Origin of the sequence: Streptomyces sp. NPDC059866, assembly GCF_042731325.1 — a bacterium.
Classification (GTDB): Bacteria; Actinomycetota; Actinomycetes; order Streptomycetales; family Streptomycetaceae; genus Streptomyces; species Streptomyces flavusporus.
The window spans coordinates 85,744-100,478 of the sequence record NZ_JBHWJT010000024.1; the positions used below are offsets into that span (position 1 = coordinate 85,744).

The window sequence follows — 14,735 nt, forward strand, 5'->3', positions numbered from 1 at the left end:
CGGGGAGCGGGGCGTGGGCCCGGCGCCCGCTCCGGAGGGACCGCGCCACGAACCGGCGCCCGGCGTGGGCAAGTTGGTGGTCTGGGTCCTGTTGTTCCTGCTGGCGGCGATCGTGGTCGTGCTGGGCGGCGTGTACCTCACGTGATGCGCGGGGGCGTGCTCATCACCGGCGTGACGGCCGCCGGGAAGTCGACGGTCGCGCAGGCGCTGGCGGAGCAGCTGCCGAGGGCGGCGCATGTCCGTGGGGACGTGTTCCGGCGGATGATCGTCTCAGGGCGCGAGGAGTACGAGCCCGGCGTCGACGGCGAGGGCGAGGCCCAACTCCGGTTGCGATACCGGCTGTCGGCGGCGACGGCGGACGCGTACGCGGAGGCCGGGTTCACGGCGGTCGTGCAGGACGTGGTGCTGGGCGCGGACTCGGCGGCGTACGTACGGCTGGTGCGCACGCGCCCGTTGTACGTGGTCGTCCTGGCGCCGAGCCTCGAAGCCGTGGCGGCGCGGGAGGCGGGGCGGGCGAAGACGGGTTACAGGGCCGGGTCCTGGACGGTCGAGGAGCTGGACGGGGTGCTGCGGGCGGAGACGCCGCACATCGGGCTGTGGGTGGACTCCTCGGAGCTGACGGTGGGGGAGACCGTGAAGGCGATTCTGGCGGGAAGGGAACGGGCGAGGGTGGGCTGAGCGTCTTCTGGGGCGGAGCATTGCCAGTGGTGGTGCTGGTCAGGGGCGTTGTCAGTGGTGGCGCGTAGTGTTCTGGGCAGTGGGAACGGCTGCCGGGTTCGGCGTGCCGGCCGGTCGGCCGTGTCCTGCCCGGGGACGGTGAGCAAGCACATGCGGGGGAGCACATGGGCACGACGTACGCCGGTGGTACGGCGATCACCCTGGCCAAGGCCGAGCTGGACCCGTATGTCACGCACGTGGCGACGCGGCGATGGCTGACGGGGCCCGGACTGCCGAGTGACAGCGGTGTGTTGACCTTCGCGGCGCTGTCCGAGGACGGCCTGCGGACGGTGGCGGACTCGACGGGCGATCCGGACGGTCGGCTGGCGGCGGAGCTGCGGGATCAGCTGGTGATAGGCGGGCTGCTGAGTCCCGGCGACATGGAGACGGAGTCTGTCCTGCTGGACGGGGCGACGGGCGAGATCTCGACGACGTACTTCCTCCACGACCGCCCCGACCTGATGGACCGCCGCCCCCTCGCACCGTCGCTGGCGACGCTGGTGCGGTTCGCGGCGGCGACGGATGAACTGGCGGGCCTGCGTGGCCAGTTCGCCTCGTACGTGGGGCGCTACGGCCCGAAGGCAGCGGCTGAGGCGTCACGGCACCTGCTGGCGATCTTCGAAGAGGGGACGGACGGCGAGGTGCCGCCGTTCTGGAAGATGGCGGCCCTGATCCGCCCGCTGTCCCTGGCGGTGGGCCGGGCCGGTGAGTCGGGCCTGGCCCTGGACCTGCCGACCCGCCTGCTGGACCAGGAGTTCGGCCAGGGCAAGGTGGTCCGCTTCGAGGAGGTCGACTTCCCCCCGACCCTCACGCACGAGCCGACCCGCCGCTTCCTGCGCGAGGTGGGCCTGCCGGAGGACGCCTTCTTGTTCTCCCTGGACACGGACGTACCGCTACAGACGCTGGCCGAGCACTACGCCGACGACGAGGACCAGGCGAGAGAACTCCCGCCCCGGGCCGACCACTTGATACGCCTGGGCCACCTCGTCGAGGACAACAGCCTGTTGATCGACGGCGTGACGGGCGCGATCCTGAACTGGAGCGATCCCGAGGCGACGCTGTACCCCCTGAACACGGACGTCTCCACCCTCGCCTTCACCCTCTGGCTGCTCCACCGCGAGAAGGCGATCGACGAGGAGTCGGGCCACGAGTTGACGACCGACGCGTACGACCAGCTGGCGATGACGATGCTCCAGGTCCTGTCGACGGTCGACCCGACAGGCATCACGACCAGGCGGGAGGGCCGGCACTACTGGACGGAGGTGTTCCAGGACGAGGCGGGCGGAGTGCTCTGAACCGACGGGCGGGACGTGATCGTGCCGACGCACAATGCACAGATGGAGAACATCACCATCCGCCCGGCCGAGCCCGGTGAGTTGGCCGCAGTCGCAGAACTCCGCTGGCGGTGGATCACCGAGAACGGCGACGCACCGGCGCTCGCGGAACGGGCGGACTTCGTACGGCACTTTGTCACCTGGGCGAACGAGAACACGTCCTCGCACCGCTGCATGGTCCTGCTCCGAGACACCGAGATCATCGGCATGGCCTGGCTGGCGGTACTCCGCCGCGTACCGACCCCGTACGCACTGCACCGCGCATCCGGCGACCTCCAGTGCGTCTACGTCGTACCCGAGGCGCGGGACGCCGGCCTGGGCGGCCGCTTGATCGACGCGACCCTGACCGCGGCGAGGGAACTGGGCCTGGAACGAGTGACGGTCCACTCCTCACCCCGAGCGATCCCGGCGTACGCCCGCCACGGCTTCGAGTCCTCACCGCGCCTGCTCCACAACCACGTTGCCCGGAGCACGTCGTAGGAGGGAGACCCTTGGCACGGACCGAGTACTACGACGACCCGGACGCCCCCGAGCCCAACAGCCTCGTGGTGGCGGCATCGGCCGTCGTCACGGATGCACCCTGACCATCTCGGACGAGTCGACCGACGTCCGCTTCGTCGCCCCGTCCGACCTTGACGCCCTGCCGATGCACCATACCCAGCGCCTGCGGCTCCAACATTTCCTGGAGCGCCGAGCAATGCCGTATCTGGGGTGGGGCTGAGGCAGGACCTTTCTTGGAGACCGCAGGTTTGTCCGCGCAGGTCAGAACATGATCCGGACGCGTTCGTCGACGTTCAATCCCGTACGTACGTGGTGATCGCCATGGTGGGTTCCTCGTTGTCCGCCGCAGTCGCCACCGTCCGCAGTACGCCCACGGGTGCGTGGAACCCTTGCGGACGCAAGGCCGCCGGGTACTGCCCGCAGAGGCGACGCACCAACCCGGAGATTTCCACCACCAAGTCGCGCGCCGGCCGCCGCGCGGTCGGCCTCCCGGAACAACTCGTTGACCTGCTGCGCGCCCACCTCAAGGCGCAGGAGGCGGAGCGGGAGGCGGCCGGAAAGCGCTGGGTGGAAAACGGCCTAGTGTTCCCCGACGAGTACGGCCGCAGCCCGTCCCACCGCAGGGACTGGACCGAGTGGAAGGCTCTTCTGGCAGAGGCGAAGGTCCGGGACGGGCGTCTGCACGACGCGCGCCACACAGCCGCGACCGTTCTACTGATCCTCGGTGTTCCCGAGCGGGCCGTCATGGGTCTCATGGGATGGTCGACCACCGCCATGGCCGCCCGGTATCAGCACATGGTCGATGCCGTGCGGGCCGACATCGCGAGGCAAGTTGACGGTCTGATCTGGAAGACCGAGACGGACCGGCCGGGCGATGACGACGGTGCGGCCGGTGTGCTCGTCCCCCTCAACTGAGACGCATGGACGAAGAGTAGGCGGTGCCTCTCCCGGGAGCCGCCTGCTCTCGGCCGTCAGATTGATCACGACCTGGTTGCCCGCTGCGCTCTTGGCTGCCCCAAGTCCTGCACGGGTATCCAACGTGCGATCACTAATGGATCAACCTACCCTTATTTTGAGGCGCCAGGACGGGGTTCCGTGATTTCTTGCCGAAAAGGGATGTGCGCATCGAATCCGGCCGAGTAGCGGATAGGGGCCATTGGTGCGTCGCTTGGGCCGCGCCGTTGAAGGCAGCAAGGTGAGCGGATATGCGAACTCATTGCGGCATTGCGGTCCGCAGACTGCCAGGTAGTGAGGGGCCCTTGTCTCGCAAGGGAGCGGATTTTTGCCCGCGTCGAAATGCACAGCACTCTCCTCGCAAGGGGTGATCATGTTCAGGACTGCACGTAGGCGAGTTCCCCGTGTCATCGGTGGATCCTGTCTGGTCGCAACGCTTGCCCTTTCCCCTGGCGTTGTTTCTCCTGGTGCTGAGGTGCAGACGTCGGCACTAGCGAATACACCAGCCCAGACCCCGGAACCCAGCACGCCCTCGCCGACCCCGGAACAGCAGCAGAGTACGAACGTCGTCATGCCCTCGCTCGGAGAAACGGTCACCGAAGCCACCGTCGGTCCGTGGGAGGTTGAAGTCGGCGATACCGTCGGGGCTGGCCAATCACTGGGCACGGTCTACACGGACAAGGTAGAAGTGGTCATTGAAGCACCGGTCTCCGGTGTCGTGCGTGAAATTGTTGTCGATGAGAACGAGACCGCCAAGGTCGGTGACACGCTGGCCGTCATTGGCCCTCCAGACAATTCCAGTCAGGCAGGGGAATGATCCGTCCATTTGAAGTGCCCGTCATGAGGAAGTCTTGCGCGGTGGTCTGCCCCTTGTTCAGGGAGCAGTCACCCAAAACGGGTGCACGCCTCCGGTGGACACCCGAGCATTCCCGAACCTTGCATCGGCTGCACCACACGACGGGACGCCATCGACGAGGTACGGGTGCCAAGCAGCAACTGAGACGGGAACTGAGACGGATGAGTAACGGGGCGGTACCCCTTACAGGGTGCCGCCCCTTCATTTTGCCTGTTCAAGGCGCCAGAGGCCGTGGCAGGATTCGAACCCGCGTAACTCGCTTTGCAGGCGAGCCCCTCAACCACTCGGGCACACGGCCATGTCGGTGGAGTGTGGTGTTCCGTTCCGAACTCGTTGAAACGACCGTATGGCGGGGTGCGGAAGGGCTTCAAGGGAATCTCGGATGCTGCAATGGGACTGCCACACGCCGTTCATGAAAGGTCCGTCATCGGTGCTGGCTACCTCGGATATCGAGCAGGCGGCCTGCCCGTTGGCGTGAGCAGCGAATCCCGAAGCCCCTGCCAGCCCAATGCGGGCCGCGCAGTGGAGGGGCTTCTCGTCGTATCCCGACTCAGCTGGGCCGTTCACCCAGGACAGTGCGCAGCCAGTCCAGCGGGTCCATGCTCAGTAGTTGGTCGGCGAGTTCGATGGCGGTCTTCGTGACGAGGCGGCCGCGGCTGTTGTCGATCCATATCGTCGGAGAGTTCCAGGTGGGCGGTTTCACCGATCCAGTACGCCCAGTAGTTGAGGTCCTCGACGGCGGGCCTGTCATCTGCGATCCGCGCGGGCCCCGGTACTACGCGCTGGTCCCCGGCGGCATGTCCACGACGTGGCGTGACGCGGCCGAGGAATGGCGGCCGCTGGGCGTGGACTGCTTGGGTCGCGGCACTTACCTGGGTGTGCCGAGGGTGGACATCGTGGAGTTCGACCCGCAGACGTTCGTCTCGTATTGGGCGGTGCCGATGCCGTCGGCCGCCGAGTTGTGCACGCCGCTCAAGGTGGCGCGGCTGATCGCAGAGGGGAAGCGTGTGCTTGACGAAGCCGTGGCGGGAATCGCACCCGCGTGACTCCCCGCGAGCGGAGCTCGCTGATGGATGCAGCGCAGGCGAGCCCCTCAACCACTCGGGCACACGGCCGTGTGATTCGAAGGTAGGGCGGGCCGACGAGGGCCTCAAGGAAAGCCGGGGCGCTGCAATGGGACTGCCCTACGGCGTTCACAAAAGCCCAGGAAGGGCCTGCGGGCCTACGACCATGGGCTGAGTCCACCACCGTCTCCCGACAGGGGTCACATCAGGTTGTGCCCCTTACGCTGGCGTACATGGCTGCCCTGGACCCCCGCGACACCGACGTCGCAGACACCCGCACCGTCCCGTCGGAACCCGACAGTGACAGTGTGCTGAGCCGGTCCTACCGGGCGCTCAGCGTCGGGATCGTCTCCGTCGTGCTGCTGATCGCCTTCGAGGCGACGGCGGTCGGCACCGCGATGCCGGTCGCGGCGCGGGAGCTGGACGGTGTGTCGCTGTACGCGTTCGCGTTCTCGGGGTACTTCACGACCAGCCTGTTCGGGATGGTGCTCGCCGGTCAGTGGTCGGACCGGCGCGGCCCGCTCGGCGCGCTGACCACGGGTATCGCGGCGTTCGCCGCGGGGCTGCTGCTGTCCGGGACCGCGGCTGCGATGTGGCCGTTCATCCTCGGGCGGGCGGTGCAGGGGCTCGGCGGCGGGCTGGTGATCGTCGCGCTGTACGTCGTCGTGGGCCGCGCCTATCCGGAGCGGCTGCGACCGGCGATCATGGCGGCGTTCGCGGCGGCCTGGGTCGTGCCGTCGATCGTGGGACCGCTCGCCTCGGGAACGGTGACCGAACACCTCGGCTGGCGTTGGGTGTTCGTCGGGATCCCGGTGCTCGTCGTCCTTCCGCTGGGGCTCGCGCTGCCGCAGATACGACGCCGGGCGTCCGGGGCCGTCGACGACTCGGCGGACGGCGCCTCCTTCGACCGGCGTCGCATCCGGCTCGCCCTCGGCATCTCCCTGGGCGCCGGGCTGCTGCAGTACGCCGCGCAGGATCTGCGGCCCCTCTCCCTCGTCCCCGGCATCGCGGGTGCCGCCCTCCTCGTGCCGGCGGTGCTCGGACTGCTCCCGCGCGGTACGTACCGGGCGGCACGCGGGCTGCCGTCCGTGGTGCTGTTGCGCGGGGTCGCCGCGGGATCCTTCATCGCGGCCGAGTCGTTCGTGCCGCTGATGCTGGTCACCCAGCGGGGGCTGTCACCGACGCTCGCCGGGTTCTCGCTCGCGGCCGGGGGCGGGACGTGGGCGCTGGGTTCGTGGGTGCAGTCGCGACCGCGCCTGGAGCCGTACCGCGAACGCCTGATGACGCTGGGGATGGTGCTGGTCGCCGCGGCCATCGCCACCGCGCCGAGCGTGCTCATCGACTCCGTGCCCGTGTGGATCGTGGCCGTCGCCTGGGGCTTCGGCTGCTTCGGGATGGGCCTGGTGATCTCCTCCACCAGCGTGCTCCTGCTCCACCTCTCCGCCCCCGAGGAGGCCGGCACCAACTCCGCCGCCCTCCAGATCTCCGACGGCCTGTCCAACGTCGTCCTCCTCGCGGCGGGCGGCGCGGCCTTCGCGGCCCTGGGCGGCGGCACGGTGACGCACGCGGCGACCGAGGCCACGGGTTCGCATCCGGCCGCCTTCGCCGCCGTGTTCCTGCCGATGGCGGGGGTGGCGTTGGTGGGGGCTTGGGTGACTACGCGGTTGCGGGAGAGGTAAGCGGTAAACCGATCGCCGCTGCGTGACCGTGGCCACTGCCCTCCTCGCATGCAAGAGCTCACTCTCGGTCTCGTTCGTGGGACGGCTGCGGGAGTTGTGACGTGGATCCCACCCACGGGCGACCCGGCGCAGTTGGCGCATTGACACCGCCGGCCCGCCGGTAGGGTGGCCCGGTTGTCGTACCCAGCCGAGCCGCCCGACCCACCCCCCCCGGAGACCGTGACTACCACCGCCGCTTCCTCCTCGTCCTCCCATCACCTCTCGCCCGCGTTCCCCGGCCGCGCCCCCTGGGGTACTGCCAGCAAGCTGCGTGCCTGGCAGCAGGGTGCGATGGAGAAGTACATCCAGGAGCAGCCGCGTGACTTCCTCGCGGTCGCCACGCCCGGCGCCGGCAAGACGACCTTCGCGCTGACGCTGGCGTCCTGGCTGCTGCACCACCATGTCGTGCAGCAGGTCACCGTGGTCGCGCCCACCGAGCACCTGAAGAAGCAGTGGGCGGAGGCCGCGGCGCGGATAGGGATCAAGCTCGACCCGGAGTACAGCGCGGGCCCGCTCAGCAGGGAGTACCACGGCGTCGCGGTCACCTACGCGGGCGTCGGCGTCCGCCCCATGCTGCACCGCAACCGCGTCGAGCAGCGCAAGACCCTCGTCATTCTCGACGAGATCCACCACGCCGGTGACAGCAAGTCCTGGGGTGAGGCCTGTCTCGAGGCCTTCGAGCCCGCGACCCGCCGGCTCGCGCTCACCGGTACGCCCTTCCGGTCCGACACCAACCCCATCCCCTTCGTGACGTACGAGGAGGGGAACGACGGGATCCGGCGGTCGGCCGCCGACTACACCTACGGGTACGGCAACGCGCTCGCCGACCACGTCGTGCGGCCCGTCATCTTCCTCTCCTACAGCGGCAACATGCGCTGGCGCACCAAGGCCGGGGACGAGATCGAGGCCCGGCTCGGCGAGCCCATGACCAAGGACGCGATCAGCCAGGCCTGGCGTACCGCGCTCGACCCCCGCGGCGAGTGGATGCCCGCGGTGCTGCGCGCCGCCGACCAGCGGCTGACCGAGGTCAGGAAGGCCATCCCGGACGCGGGCGCCCTCGTCATCGCCTCCGACCAGGACTCGGCGCGTGCCTACGCCAAGCTCATCCGGGACATCACCGGCAACAAGGCGACCCTCGTCCTCTCCGACGACGCCGGCGCCTCCGACCGGATCGACGAGTTCAGCAACAACACCGACCGCTGGATGGTCGCGGTGCGGATGGTGTCCGAGGGCGTCGACGTGCCGAGGCTCGCGGTCGGGGTGTACGCCACCACCATCTCGACGCCGCTCTTCTTCGCGCAGGCCGTCGGGCGTTTCGTACGGTCCCGCAGGCGTGGCGAGACCGCGTCCGTGTTCCTGCCGACCGTGCCCGACCTGCTCTCCTTCGCCAACGAGATGGAGCGCGAGCGCGACCACGTCCTCGACAAGCCGAAGAAGGACGGCGAGGAGGACCCGTACGCCGAGGAGGAGAAGCTCCTCCAGGAGGCCGAGAAGCAGCAGGACGAGGACACCGGCGAGCAGGACATGCTCCCCTTCGAAGCCCTCGAGTCGGACGCCGTCTTCGACCGGGTCATGTACAACGGCGCCGAGTTCGGCATGCAGGCCCACCCGGGGAGCGAGGAGGAGCAGGACTACCTGGGCATCCCCGGACTGCTGGAGCCCGAGCAGGTGCAGCTGCTGCTGCAGAAGCGGCAGGCCCGGCAGATCGCGCACAGCCGCAAGAAGCCGGACACCGAGGCCGACCTGCTCGAACTGCCCGCCGAGCGGCGGCCGGTGGTCTCGCACAAGGAGCTGATGGAGCTGCGCCGGCAGCTCAACACCATGGTCGGCGCGTACGTCCACCAGAGCGGCAAGCCGCACGGCGTCATCCACACCGAACTGCGCCGGGTCTGCGGCGGCCCGCCGAGCGCGGAGGCCACGGCCGGGCAACTGCGGCAGCGGATCGCCAAGGTGCAGGAGTGGGCCACCCGGATGCGGTGACGCTGGGCGCTGTGCCTTGCCGGGTTTCGCGGTTGTAATTCGGCTGCGGGTCGTCTGTGGCTGGTCGCGCAGTTCCCCGCGCCCCTTGCAGGGGCGCTTCGCGCACCGTACGTATGCGGGCAAAGGGCGATACTCCGTATCCGCCACTGCCCGGATTCTGGACGGAGCCTTCCGCTCAGCGAACCCCCTTCGCTACTGTCCCGCTACGCACACGCCCCGTGGCAGCGCCGCCGCGGAGCGCAGCCGTGAAGCGACTGAGTCCGGACCACCGGCCGGGCCGTCAGCCGATCGGCAGCCTCTGAAGCGCATCGCTGACGGGACTCGGCGACGCATCCGCCGCGAGGGGGCTGTCGACCTCACCACCAAAGGAGTGGGCGTCGTGACCGCGGAGACCTCTCAGACGCTCGACCGGGGACTGCGCGTCCTCAAACTGCTGGCCGACACCGACCACGGGCTGACCGTCACCGAACTGTCCACCAAGCTGGGCGTGAACCGGACCGTGGTGTACCGGCTGCTGGCCACGCTGGAGCAGCATGCGCTCGTACGTCGTGACCTGGGCGGACGTGCCCGGGTCGGGCTGGGTGTGCTGGGGCTCGGGCGCCAGGTGCATCCGCTGGTGCGGGAGGCCGCGCTGCCGGCGCTGCGGTCGCTGGCCGAGGACATCGGTGCGACCGCGCATCTGACGCTGGTGGACGGGGCCGAGGCGCTCGCCGTCGCCGTCGTCGAACCGACCTGGACGGATTATCACGTGGCCTACCGGGCGGGCTTCCGGCATTCGCTGGAACGTGGCGCCGCCGGCAAGGCGATCCTCTCCGCCCGGCAGCGGCCGGCCGGTGAACCCGGGTACACCCTGACGCAGGGGGAGCTGGAGGCGGGGGCCTGTGGGGCCGCCGCGCCGTTGGTCGGGGTCAGCGGGGTCGAGGGCAGCGTCGGGGTCGTGATGCTGGCGGACGCGGTGCCGGAGCGGGTCGGCCCGCGGGTCGTGGACGCGGCACGCGAGGTGGCGGAGGCACTGCGCTGACCGGCGTGATCCGAACCGGGGGCGGCTCGAACACGCCGTCGCGTTAGATTGACCTCGTGCTCTCTCGTCTCACACGCTCCCAGGCTCTCGCCGTCTGCGCTCTGCCCGTCGTGGGCCTGATCGCCACGGCGGCGTTCGCGCCGCTGCCGTTCTCGGTGGCGCAGCCCGGGATGACGGCGAACGTCCTCGGCGATGACCAGGGCACGCCGGTGATCACGATCTCCGGTGCCCCGACCCGGGACACGAGCGGGCAGCTGCGGATGACGACGATCGAGGCGACCAACCCGGACGCGCACATCTCGCTCGGCGATGTGATCGACGCCTGGTGGCGTACCGACCAGGCCGTCATGCCGCGCGACGCGGTCTATCCCAGCGGTGACAGCGTCAAGGAGATCGAGCGGCACAACGAGGCCCAGATGCGTCAGTCCCAGGACGAGGCGACCCGGGCCGCGCTGACCTACCTGGACCGGGGCGACGAGAACATCAAGGTCGACCTCGAACTCGCCGACGTCGGCGGCCCCAGCGCCGGCCTGCTGTTCTCCCTGGGCATCGTCGACAAGCTCGACGGCGACGGCAGCGGCGGCGACCTCACGGGCGGCCGCACCATCGCCGGTACGGGGACGATCGACGCCGACGGCGCGGTCGGCGCGGTGGGCGGTGTGGCCCTGAAGACGCAGGCCGCTCGGCGGGACGGGGCGACGGTGTTCCTGGTGCCGCGGGCCGAATGCGCCGACGCCAAGTCGGAACTGCCGAAGGGGCTGCGGCTGATTCCGGTGACCACGCTGAAGGGGGCGGTGGACTCCCTGGTGAATCTGGAGAAGGGGACCGGCTCGGTACCGAGCTGCTAGCGGCCGAGCACGGCTCATCCCTCCTTGACGAACCCCTCCTCCACCAGCCAGTCCAGTGCCACCTGGTGCGGATCCTCCCCGTCGACGTCCACCTTCGCGTTGAGCGTCTGTGCCACGGAGTTGTTCAGCTTCTTCGTGATCGGGTCGAGGATGCCGGTGATCGCCGGCCACTCCTTCAGTGTCCTGGTGTTGATCACGGGTGCCGCGTTGTAGTTGGGGAAGAACTTCCGGTCGTCCTCCATCACCACCAGGTTCATGGACTTGATGCGCCCGTCGGTGGTGAACACCTCCCCGAAGGTGCAACTCCCCTTCGCCGCCTGGGTGTAGATGATCCCGGTGTCCATCTGGGTGATGCGGGCCGGCGGGATGTTCATGCCGTACGCCTTCTGCATCCCCGGCAGCCCGTCCGCCCGGTTGGCGAACTCGCCCTCCACGCACAGCGTCACGGCCGAGGGGTTCGACGCGGACAGGGCGGCCACGTCGGAGAGGGTCCGCGTGCCGTACTTCTTGAAGTTGGCCTGGTTCATCGCCAGGGCGTAGGTGTTGTTGAGGGACGCCGGCGGCAGCCAGGTCAGGCCGTTCCTCAGGTCCGCGTCGTGCACCGCCTGCCACTGCTGCTGGGGATCGGTGATGGGCTCGCTGTTGCCCATGTACGTGATCCAGGCGGTGCCGGTGTACTCGTAGACGCCGTCCGCGTCACCGCTCTTGACCGCCTCGCGGGAGCCCACGGAGCCCTGGATACCGGTGCGGTCCAGGACGTTCGCGCCGGCCGCCTCGAAGGCGATGCCCATGATCGCGCCGAGGATGAGCTGCTCGGTGAACTCCTTCGACGTCACGGTCAGATCGGCGCCCTTCAGCGGCTCGCCCTGTCCGATCGAGCCGGGCCGCACGTCGTCCACCATCGGCGAACCGCTGGTCAGGCCGCAGCCGGAGGCGGCGACCAGCAGCCCGGCCAGCAGCAGACACCCGCGCCTCATCGCCCCACCTCCAACCCCCGCGGCCGCAGCAGCAGTTCCGCCAGCGAGGCCATCCAGTCCACCAGCAGGGCCAGCGAGATGGTGAGGATCGAGCCCAGCACCAGCACCGGCATCCGCTGGCTGGTGATGCCGGTGGTGATCAGCACGCCCAGTCCGCCGCCTCCGCCGAAGGCCGCCAGGGTCGCCGTACCGACGTTCAGGACCAGCGCCGTACGGACGCCGGCCAGGATCAGCGGGACCGCCAGGGGGAGTTCGACCTGCCTCAGCACCCCCACCGGGGACATGCCGATGCCCCGCGCGGCCTCCAGCAGGGTCGGGTCGTTGGCCTTCAGGCCGGTGACGGTGTTCGACAGCACCGGCAGCACGGCGTAGATGATGATGCCGATCAGGGCCGCCCTGCGGCCGATGCCCAGCCAGATCACCAGCAGGGCGAGCAGGCCGATCGCCGGGGTCGCCTGGCCCATGTTGGCGATCGCCATGGCCGCCGGGGTCGCCCTGCGGAAGGCCTTGCGGGTGAGCAGGATGCCCAGCGGGATGGCGATGATCAGCACGAAGAACGTGGAGATCACGGTCAGTTCGATGTGCTGCCACAGCGCCTTGGACACCCGGCCGCCGGACAGCGCGTTCTCGGAGATCGTGTCCAGGTCGGCCTGCGCGAACCACAGCCATGTCGCGAGCAGCAGCGCCACCAGGAACGCGGGCAGCACGGTCAGCTTCTGCCAGCTGATCCGGGGGCCCGTCGGACTCGGCGGGGGCGGCGGCTCCTGGTCGTCCGGGAGCTCGCCCTCCTCCAGGTAGGGGCGGCCCTCGACGTCGCGCTCGCCCATCGGCCGGTTCTGGTCCGAAGAGGTGGTCACGCCTTCGCCTCCCCTCCGTTGCCCTCCTGCTCGGCATGCGTCTGGGCGGCCCTCGCCTCCTCCAGGTCGTGCCGGTGCGCCATGGCCTCCAGCCGGTCGGCCTCCAGCAGCTCGTGCACGGAGTTGATGAGCGTCTCCATGTCGACGACGCCGGTGTACTCGCCGCGCCGCCCGGTCACCGCCACCCGCCCGGCGCTGTCCGTGAGCACCGCCTCCAGCGCGTCCCGCAGCGTGGCGTCCCGGGTCACCGTGTCGTACACGAGCGTGCCCGCGCGCGCCAGCGAGCCCTTGGCCCGCATCAGATCGCCACGTCTGAGCCACTTGTACGGGCGGCCCCGCTTGTCCAGCAGAAGGATCTCGTTGGTGCCGCTGGAGCGGAGCAGGTTGAAGATGGACTGGAGCGGGTCGTCGACGGTCACCGTCGGGTAGTCGGTGATCTCCACATCCCGTACGCGGGTCAGGTTCAGCCGTTTCAGCGCCGCCCCGGCGCCGACGAAACCGGAGACGAAGTCGTCCGCCGGGTTGGTGAGGATCGCCTCCGGGGTGTCGAACTGCGCGATGTGCGAGCGCTCCCGCAGCACCGCGATCCGGTCGCCGAGCTTGATCGCCTCGTCGAAGTCGTGCGTGACGAACACGATCGTCTTGTGCAGCTCGCGCTGCAGCCGGATCAGCTCGTCCTGGAGGTGGTCCCGGGTGATCGGGTCCACCGCGCCGAACGGCTCGTCCATCAACAGCACCGGCGGATCGGCGGCCAGCGCCCGGGCCACGCCCACCCGCTGCTGCTGGCCTCCGGACAGCTGGCGGGGATAGCGGCCGTGGAACTCGCGCGGGTCGAGCCCGACCAGGTCGAGCATCTCCTCGACCCGCTCCCGGATCCGCGTCTTGGACCAGCCGATCATCTTCGGGACGAGCGCGATGTTCTGCGCCACCGTCATGTGCGGGAACAGACCGGACGCCTGGATCGCGTACCCCACATGGCGGCGCAGCTTGACCGGATCCATGCGGGTCACGTCTTCCTCGTTGATCCGGATACGACCGCTGCTCGGCTCGATCAACCTGTTGATCATCTTGAGCGTGGTTGATTTTCCGCATCCGGACGGACCGACGAAGATGACGGTCTCGCCCGCATTGATGTGCATGGTGACGTTGTCCACAGCCGGGGCCGGGTTGCCCGGGTAGCGCTTGCTGAGGTTCTCCAGCTCGATCGCGGCCCCCCTGGTGGACGTCTCAGGCACGGATCCCCCTGGGGATGGTCAGCCGTCCGATGAGGACGTACACGGCGTCGAACAGCAGGGCCAGGATGATGATCGCGAGCGTGCCGGCGAGCACCTGGTTGAGTGCGTTCTTGCTGCCCAGGGACGCCAGGCCGCGGAAGATCAGATTGCCGAGGCCGGGGCCGGAGGCGTACGCCGCGATGGCCGCGATGCCCATCAGCATCTGCGTCGAGACCCGGATGCCGGTCAGAATCGGCGGCCAGGCGAGCGGCAGTTCGATCCGCACCAGGCGCATCGGCCGGGACATCCCGATGCCCGTGGCCGCGTCCACCAGCGTGGGGTCCACGCCGCGCAGCCCCACGATCGCGTTCCGCACGATCGGCAGGAGCCCGTACAACGTCAGTGCGATCACCGTCGGCGGTACGCCGAGCCCCACGACCGGGATCAGCAGACCGATCATCGCCAGCGACGGAACGGTCAGGATGGCAGAGGTGGCCAGGGTGGCGAGGTTGCCCGCCCACTCCGAGCGGTAGGTGACGACGCCGATCAGCACGCCCAGCAGAGTCGCCACGACCATGCACTGGAAGACGGCGCTGGCGTGTTGGTAGGCGTCGGTGAGCAGCTGCTGGTGGCGGCTGCCGAGGTACTCCCAGAAGTTCACCCGCGATCACCCCACAGCCCTGCTCACGCCCAC

Annotated in this window: 14 protein-coding genes, 2 tRNA genes and 2 pseudogenes; 12 read left to right on the forward strand and 6 right to left on the reverse strand. The window is 69.3% G+C overall.

What is annotated here, in order from left to right; translation table 11 throughout:
- The first annotated feature begins 13 nt into the window (after nt 1-13).
- The 7 genes and pseudogenes from ACFV7R_RS32420 (at nt 14) to ACFV7R_RS32450 (ending at nt 4,323) form a co-directional block, all read left to right on the forward strand.
- Complete coding sequence (locus tag ACFV7R_RS32420; RefSeq protein WP_385269823.1) at nt 14-145, forward strand: hypothetical protein; 132 nt, start codon at nt 14-16, stop codon at nt 143-145.
- The gene (locus ACFV7R_RS32425) at nt 145-678 is read left to right on the forward strand and encodes an AAA family ATPase (protein WP_385269825.1); all 534 of its coding nucleotides are present in this window, start codon (nt 145-147) and stop codon (nt 676-678) included. Before ACFV7R_RS32420 ends, ACFV7R_RS32425 begins: the two co-directional genes overlap by 1 nt.
- 164 nt (nt 679-842) lie before the next feature.
- Entirely contained in the window at nt 843-2,012 is a 1,170-nt protein-coding gene (locus ACFV7R_RS32430; protein WP_385269827.1) for an SUKH-4 family immunity protein, read from the forward strand.
- A 42-nt stretch (nt 2,013-2,054) separates the two neighbouring features.
- A complete protein-coding gene (locus ACFV7R_RS32435) occupies nt 2,055-2,531 on the forward strand; it encodes a GNAT family N-acetyltransferase (RefSeq protein ID WP_385269829.1) in 477 nt (158 codons plus the stop codon).
- 11 nt (nt 2,532-2,542) lie between these two features.
- Nucleotides 2,543-2,772 (forward strand): annotated as a pseudogene (locus tag ACFV7R_RS32440) (hypothetical protein).
- A 94-nt stretch (nt 2,773-2,866) separates the two neighbouring features.
- Nucleotides 2,867-3,467, forward strand: a pseudogene (locus tag ACFV7R_RS32445) (tyrosine-type recombinase/integrase); the annotation flags it as partial.
- A 610-nt stretch (nt 3,468-4,077) separates the two neighbouring features.
- The gene (locus ACFV7R_RS32450) at nt 4,078-4,323 is read left to right on the forward strand and encodes a biotin/lipoyl-containing protein (RefSeq protein WP_385269830.1); all 246 of its coding nucleotides are present in this window, start codon (nt 4,078-4,080) and stop codon (nt 4,321-4,323) included.
- Nucleotides 4,324-4,588: 265 nt separating this feature from the next.
- Here ACFV7R_RS32450 and ACFV7R_RS32455 read toward each other — a convergent pair.
- A tRNA-Cys gene (locus tag ACFV7R_RS32455) sits at nt 4,589-4,660 on the reverse strand.
- 328 nt (nt 4,661-4,988) lie between these two features.
- Between ACFV7R_RS32455 and ACFV7R_RS32460 the strand changes: the two genes are divergently transcribed.
- Nucleotides 4,989-5,408 (forward strand): hypothetical protein, encoded by a 420-nt coding sequence (locus ACFV7R_RS32460; RefSeq protein WP_385269832.1) that lies wholly within the window; start codon nt 4,989-4,991, stop codon nt 5,406-5,408.
- Here the strand turns inward: ACFV7R_RS32460 and ACFV7R_RS32465 are convergent.
- A tRNA-OTHER gene (locus ACFV7R_RS32465) sits at nt 5,380-5,477 on the reverse strand. The two genes, ACFV7R_RS32460 and ACFV7R_RS32465, sit on opposite strands and share 29 nt — an antisense overlap.
- A gap of 182 nt (nt 5,478-5,659) precedes the next feature.
- Between ACFV7R_RS32465 and ACFV7R_RS32470 the strand changes: the two genes are divergently transcribed.
- From ACFV7R_RS32470 to ACFV7R_RS32485, 4 genes are all read left to right on the forward strand, one after another.
- On the forward strand, nt 5,660-7,105 hold the full coding sequence (locus ACFV7R_RS32470) for an MFS transporter (RefSeq protein WP_385269834.1): 1,446 nt from the start codon (nt 5,660-5,662) through the stop codon (nt 7,103-7,105).
- Nucleotides 7,106-7,324: 219 nt separating this feature from the next.
- Nucleotides 7,325-9,124 (forward strand): DEAD/DEAH box helicase, encoded by a 1,800-nt coding sequence (locus ACFV7R_RS32475; RefSeq protein WP_385269836.1) that lies wholly within the window; start codon nt 7,325-7,327, stop codon nt 9,122-9,124.
- 379 nt (nt 9,125-9,503) lie between these two features.
- The gene (locus ACFV7R_RS32480) at nt 9,504-10,145 is read left to right on the forward strand and encodes an IclR family transcriptional regulator (RefSeq protein WP_385269838.1); all 642 of its coding nucleotides are present in this window, start codon (nt 9,504-9,506) and stop codon (nt 10,143-10,145) included.
- 56 nt (nt 10,146-10,201) lie between these two features.
- Nucleotides 10,202-10,993: a S16 family serine protease gene (locus ACFV7R_RS32485; RefSeq protein ID WP_385269839.1), complete on the forward strand. Its 792-nt coding sequence runs from the start codon at nt 10,202-10,204 to the stop codon at nt 10,991-10,993.
- Nucleotides 10,994-11,007: 14 nt separating this feature from the next.
- On the opposite strand, the gene ACFV7R_RS32490 is transcribed toward ACFV7R_RS32485, so the two are convergent.
- Genes ACFV7R_RS32490 through ACFV7R_RS32505 form a run of 4 tightly spaced genes read right to left on the reverse strand, consistent with a single transcriptional unit; the run spans nt 11,008 to nt 14,702 of the window.
- Nucleotides 11,008-11,970 (reverse strand): glycine betaine ABC transporter substrate-binding protein, encoded by a 963-nt coding sequence (locus ACFV7R_RS32490; RefSeq protein ID WP_385269841.1) that lies wholly within the window; start codon nt 11,968-11,970, stop codon nt 11,008-11,010.
- Entirely contained in the window at nt 11,967-12,797 is an 831-nt protein-coding gene (locus ACFV7R_RS32495; protein WP_385269976.1) for an ABC transporter permease, read from the reverse strand. The genes ACFV7R_RS32490 and ACFV7R_RS32495 overlap by 4 nt, the downstream gene beginning before the upstream one ends.
- Nucleotides 12,798-12,823: 26 nt before the next feature.
- Nucleotides 12,824-14,062, reverse strand: a complete 1,239-nt coding sequence (locus ACFV7R_RS32500; protein ID WP_385269843.1) for a betaine/proline/choline family ABC transporter ATP-binding protein — start codon at nt 14,060-14,062, stop codon at nt 12,824-12,826.
- On the reverse strand, nt 14,055-14,702 hold the full coding sequence (locus tag ACFV7R_RS32505) for an ABC transporter permease (RefSeq protein WP_385269845.1): 648 nt from the start codon (nt 14,700-14,702) through the stop codon (nt 14,055-14,057). The genes ACFV7R_RS32500 and ACFV7R_RS32505 overlap by 8 nt, the downstream gene beginning before the upstream one ends.
- Between the last annotated feature and the right edge of the window lie 33 nt (nt 14,703-14,735).

Excerpts from the sequence above, each read along its gene's own strand:
- ACFV7R_RS32425 (WP_385269825.1), top strand. The coding sequence starts at position 145 with ATGCGCGGGGGCGTGCTCATCACCGGCGTGACGGCCGCCGGGAAGTCG.
- ACFV7R_RS32430 (WP_385269827.1), top strand. The coding sequence starts at position 843 with ATGGGCACGACGTACGCCGGTGGTACGGCGATCACCCTGGCCAAGGCC.
- ACFV7R_RS32435 (WP_385269829.1), top strand. The coding sequence starts at position 2,055 with ATGGAGAACATCACCATCCGCCCGGCCGAGCCCGGTGAGTTGGCCGCA.
- ACFV7R_RS32450 (WP_385269830.1), top strand. The coding sequence starts at position 4,078 with ATGCCCTCGCTCGGAGAAACGGTCACCGAAGCCACCGTCGGTCCGTGG.
- ACFV7R_RS32460 (WP_385269832.1), top strand. The coding sequence starts at position 4,989 with ATGGCGGTCTTCGTGACGAGGCGGCCGCGGCTGTTGTCGATCCATATC.
- ACFV7R_RS32470 (WP_385269834.1), top strand. The coding sequence starts at position 5,660 with ATGGCTGCCCTGGACCCCCGCGACACCGACGTCGCAGACACCCGCACC.
- ACFV7R_RS32490 (WP_385269841.1), bottom strand. The coding sequence starts at position 11,970 with ATGAGGCGCGGGTGTCTGCTGCTGGCCGGGCTGCTGGTCGCCGCCTCC.
- ACFV7R_RS32495 (WP_385269976.1), bottom strand. The coding sequence starts at position 12,797 with ATGGGCGAGCGCGACGTCGAGGGCCGCCCCTACCTGGAGGAGGGCGAG.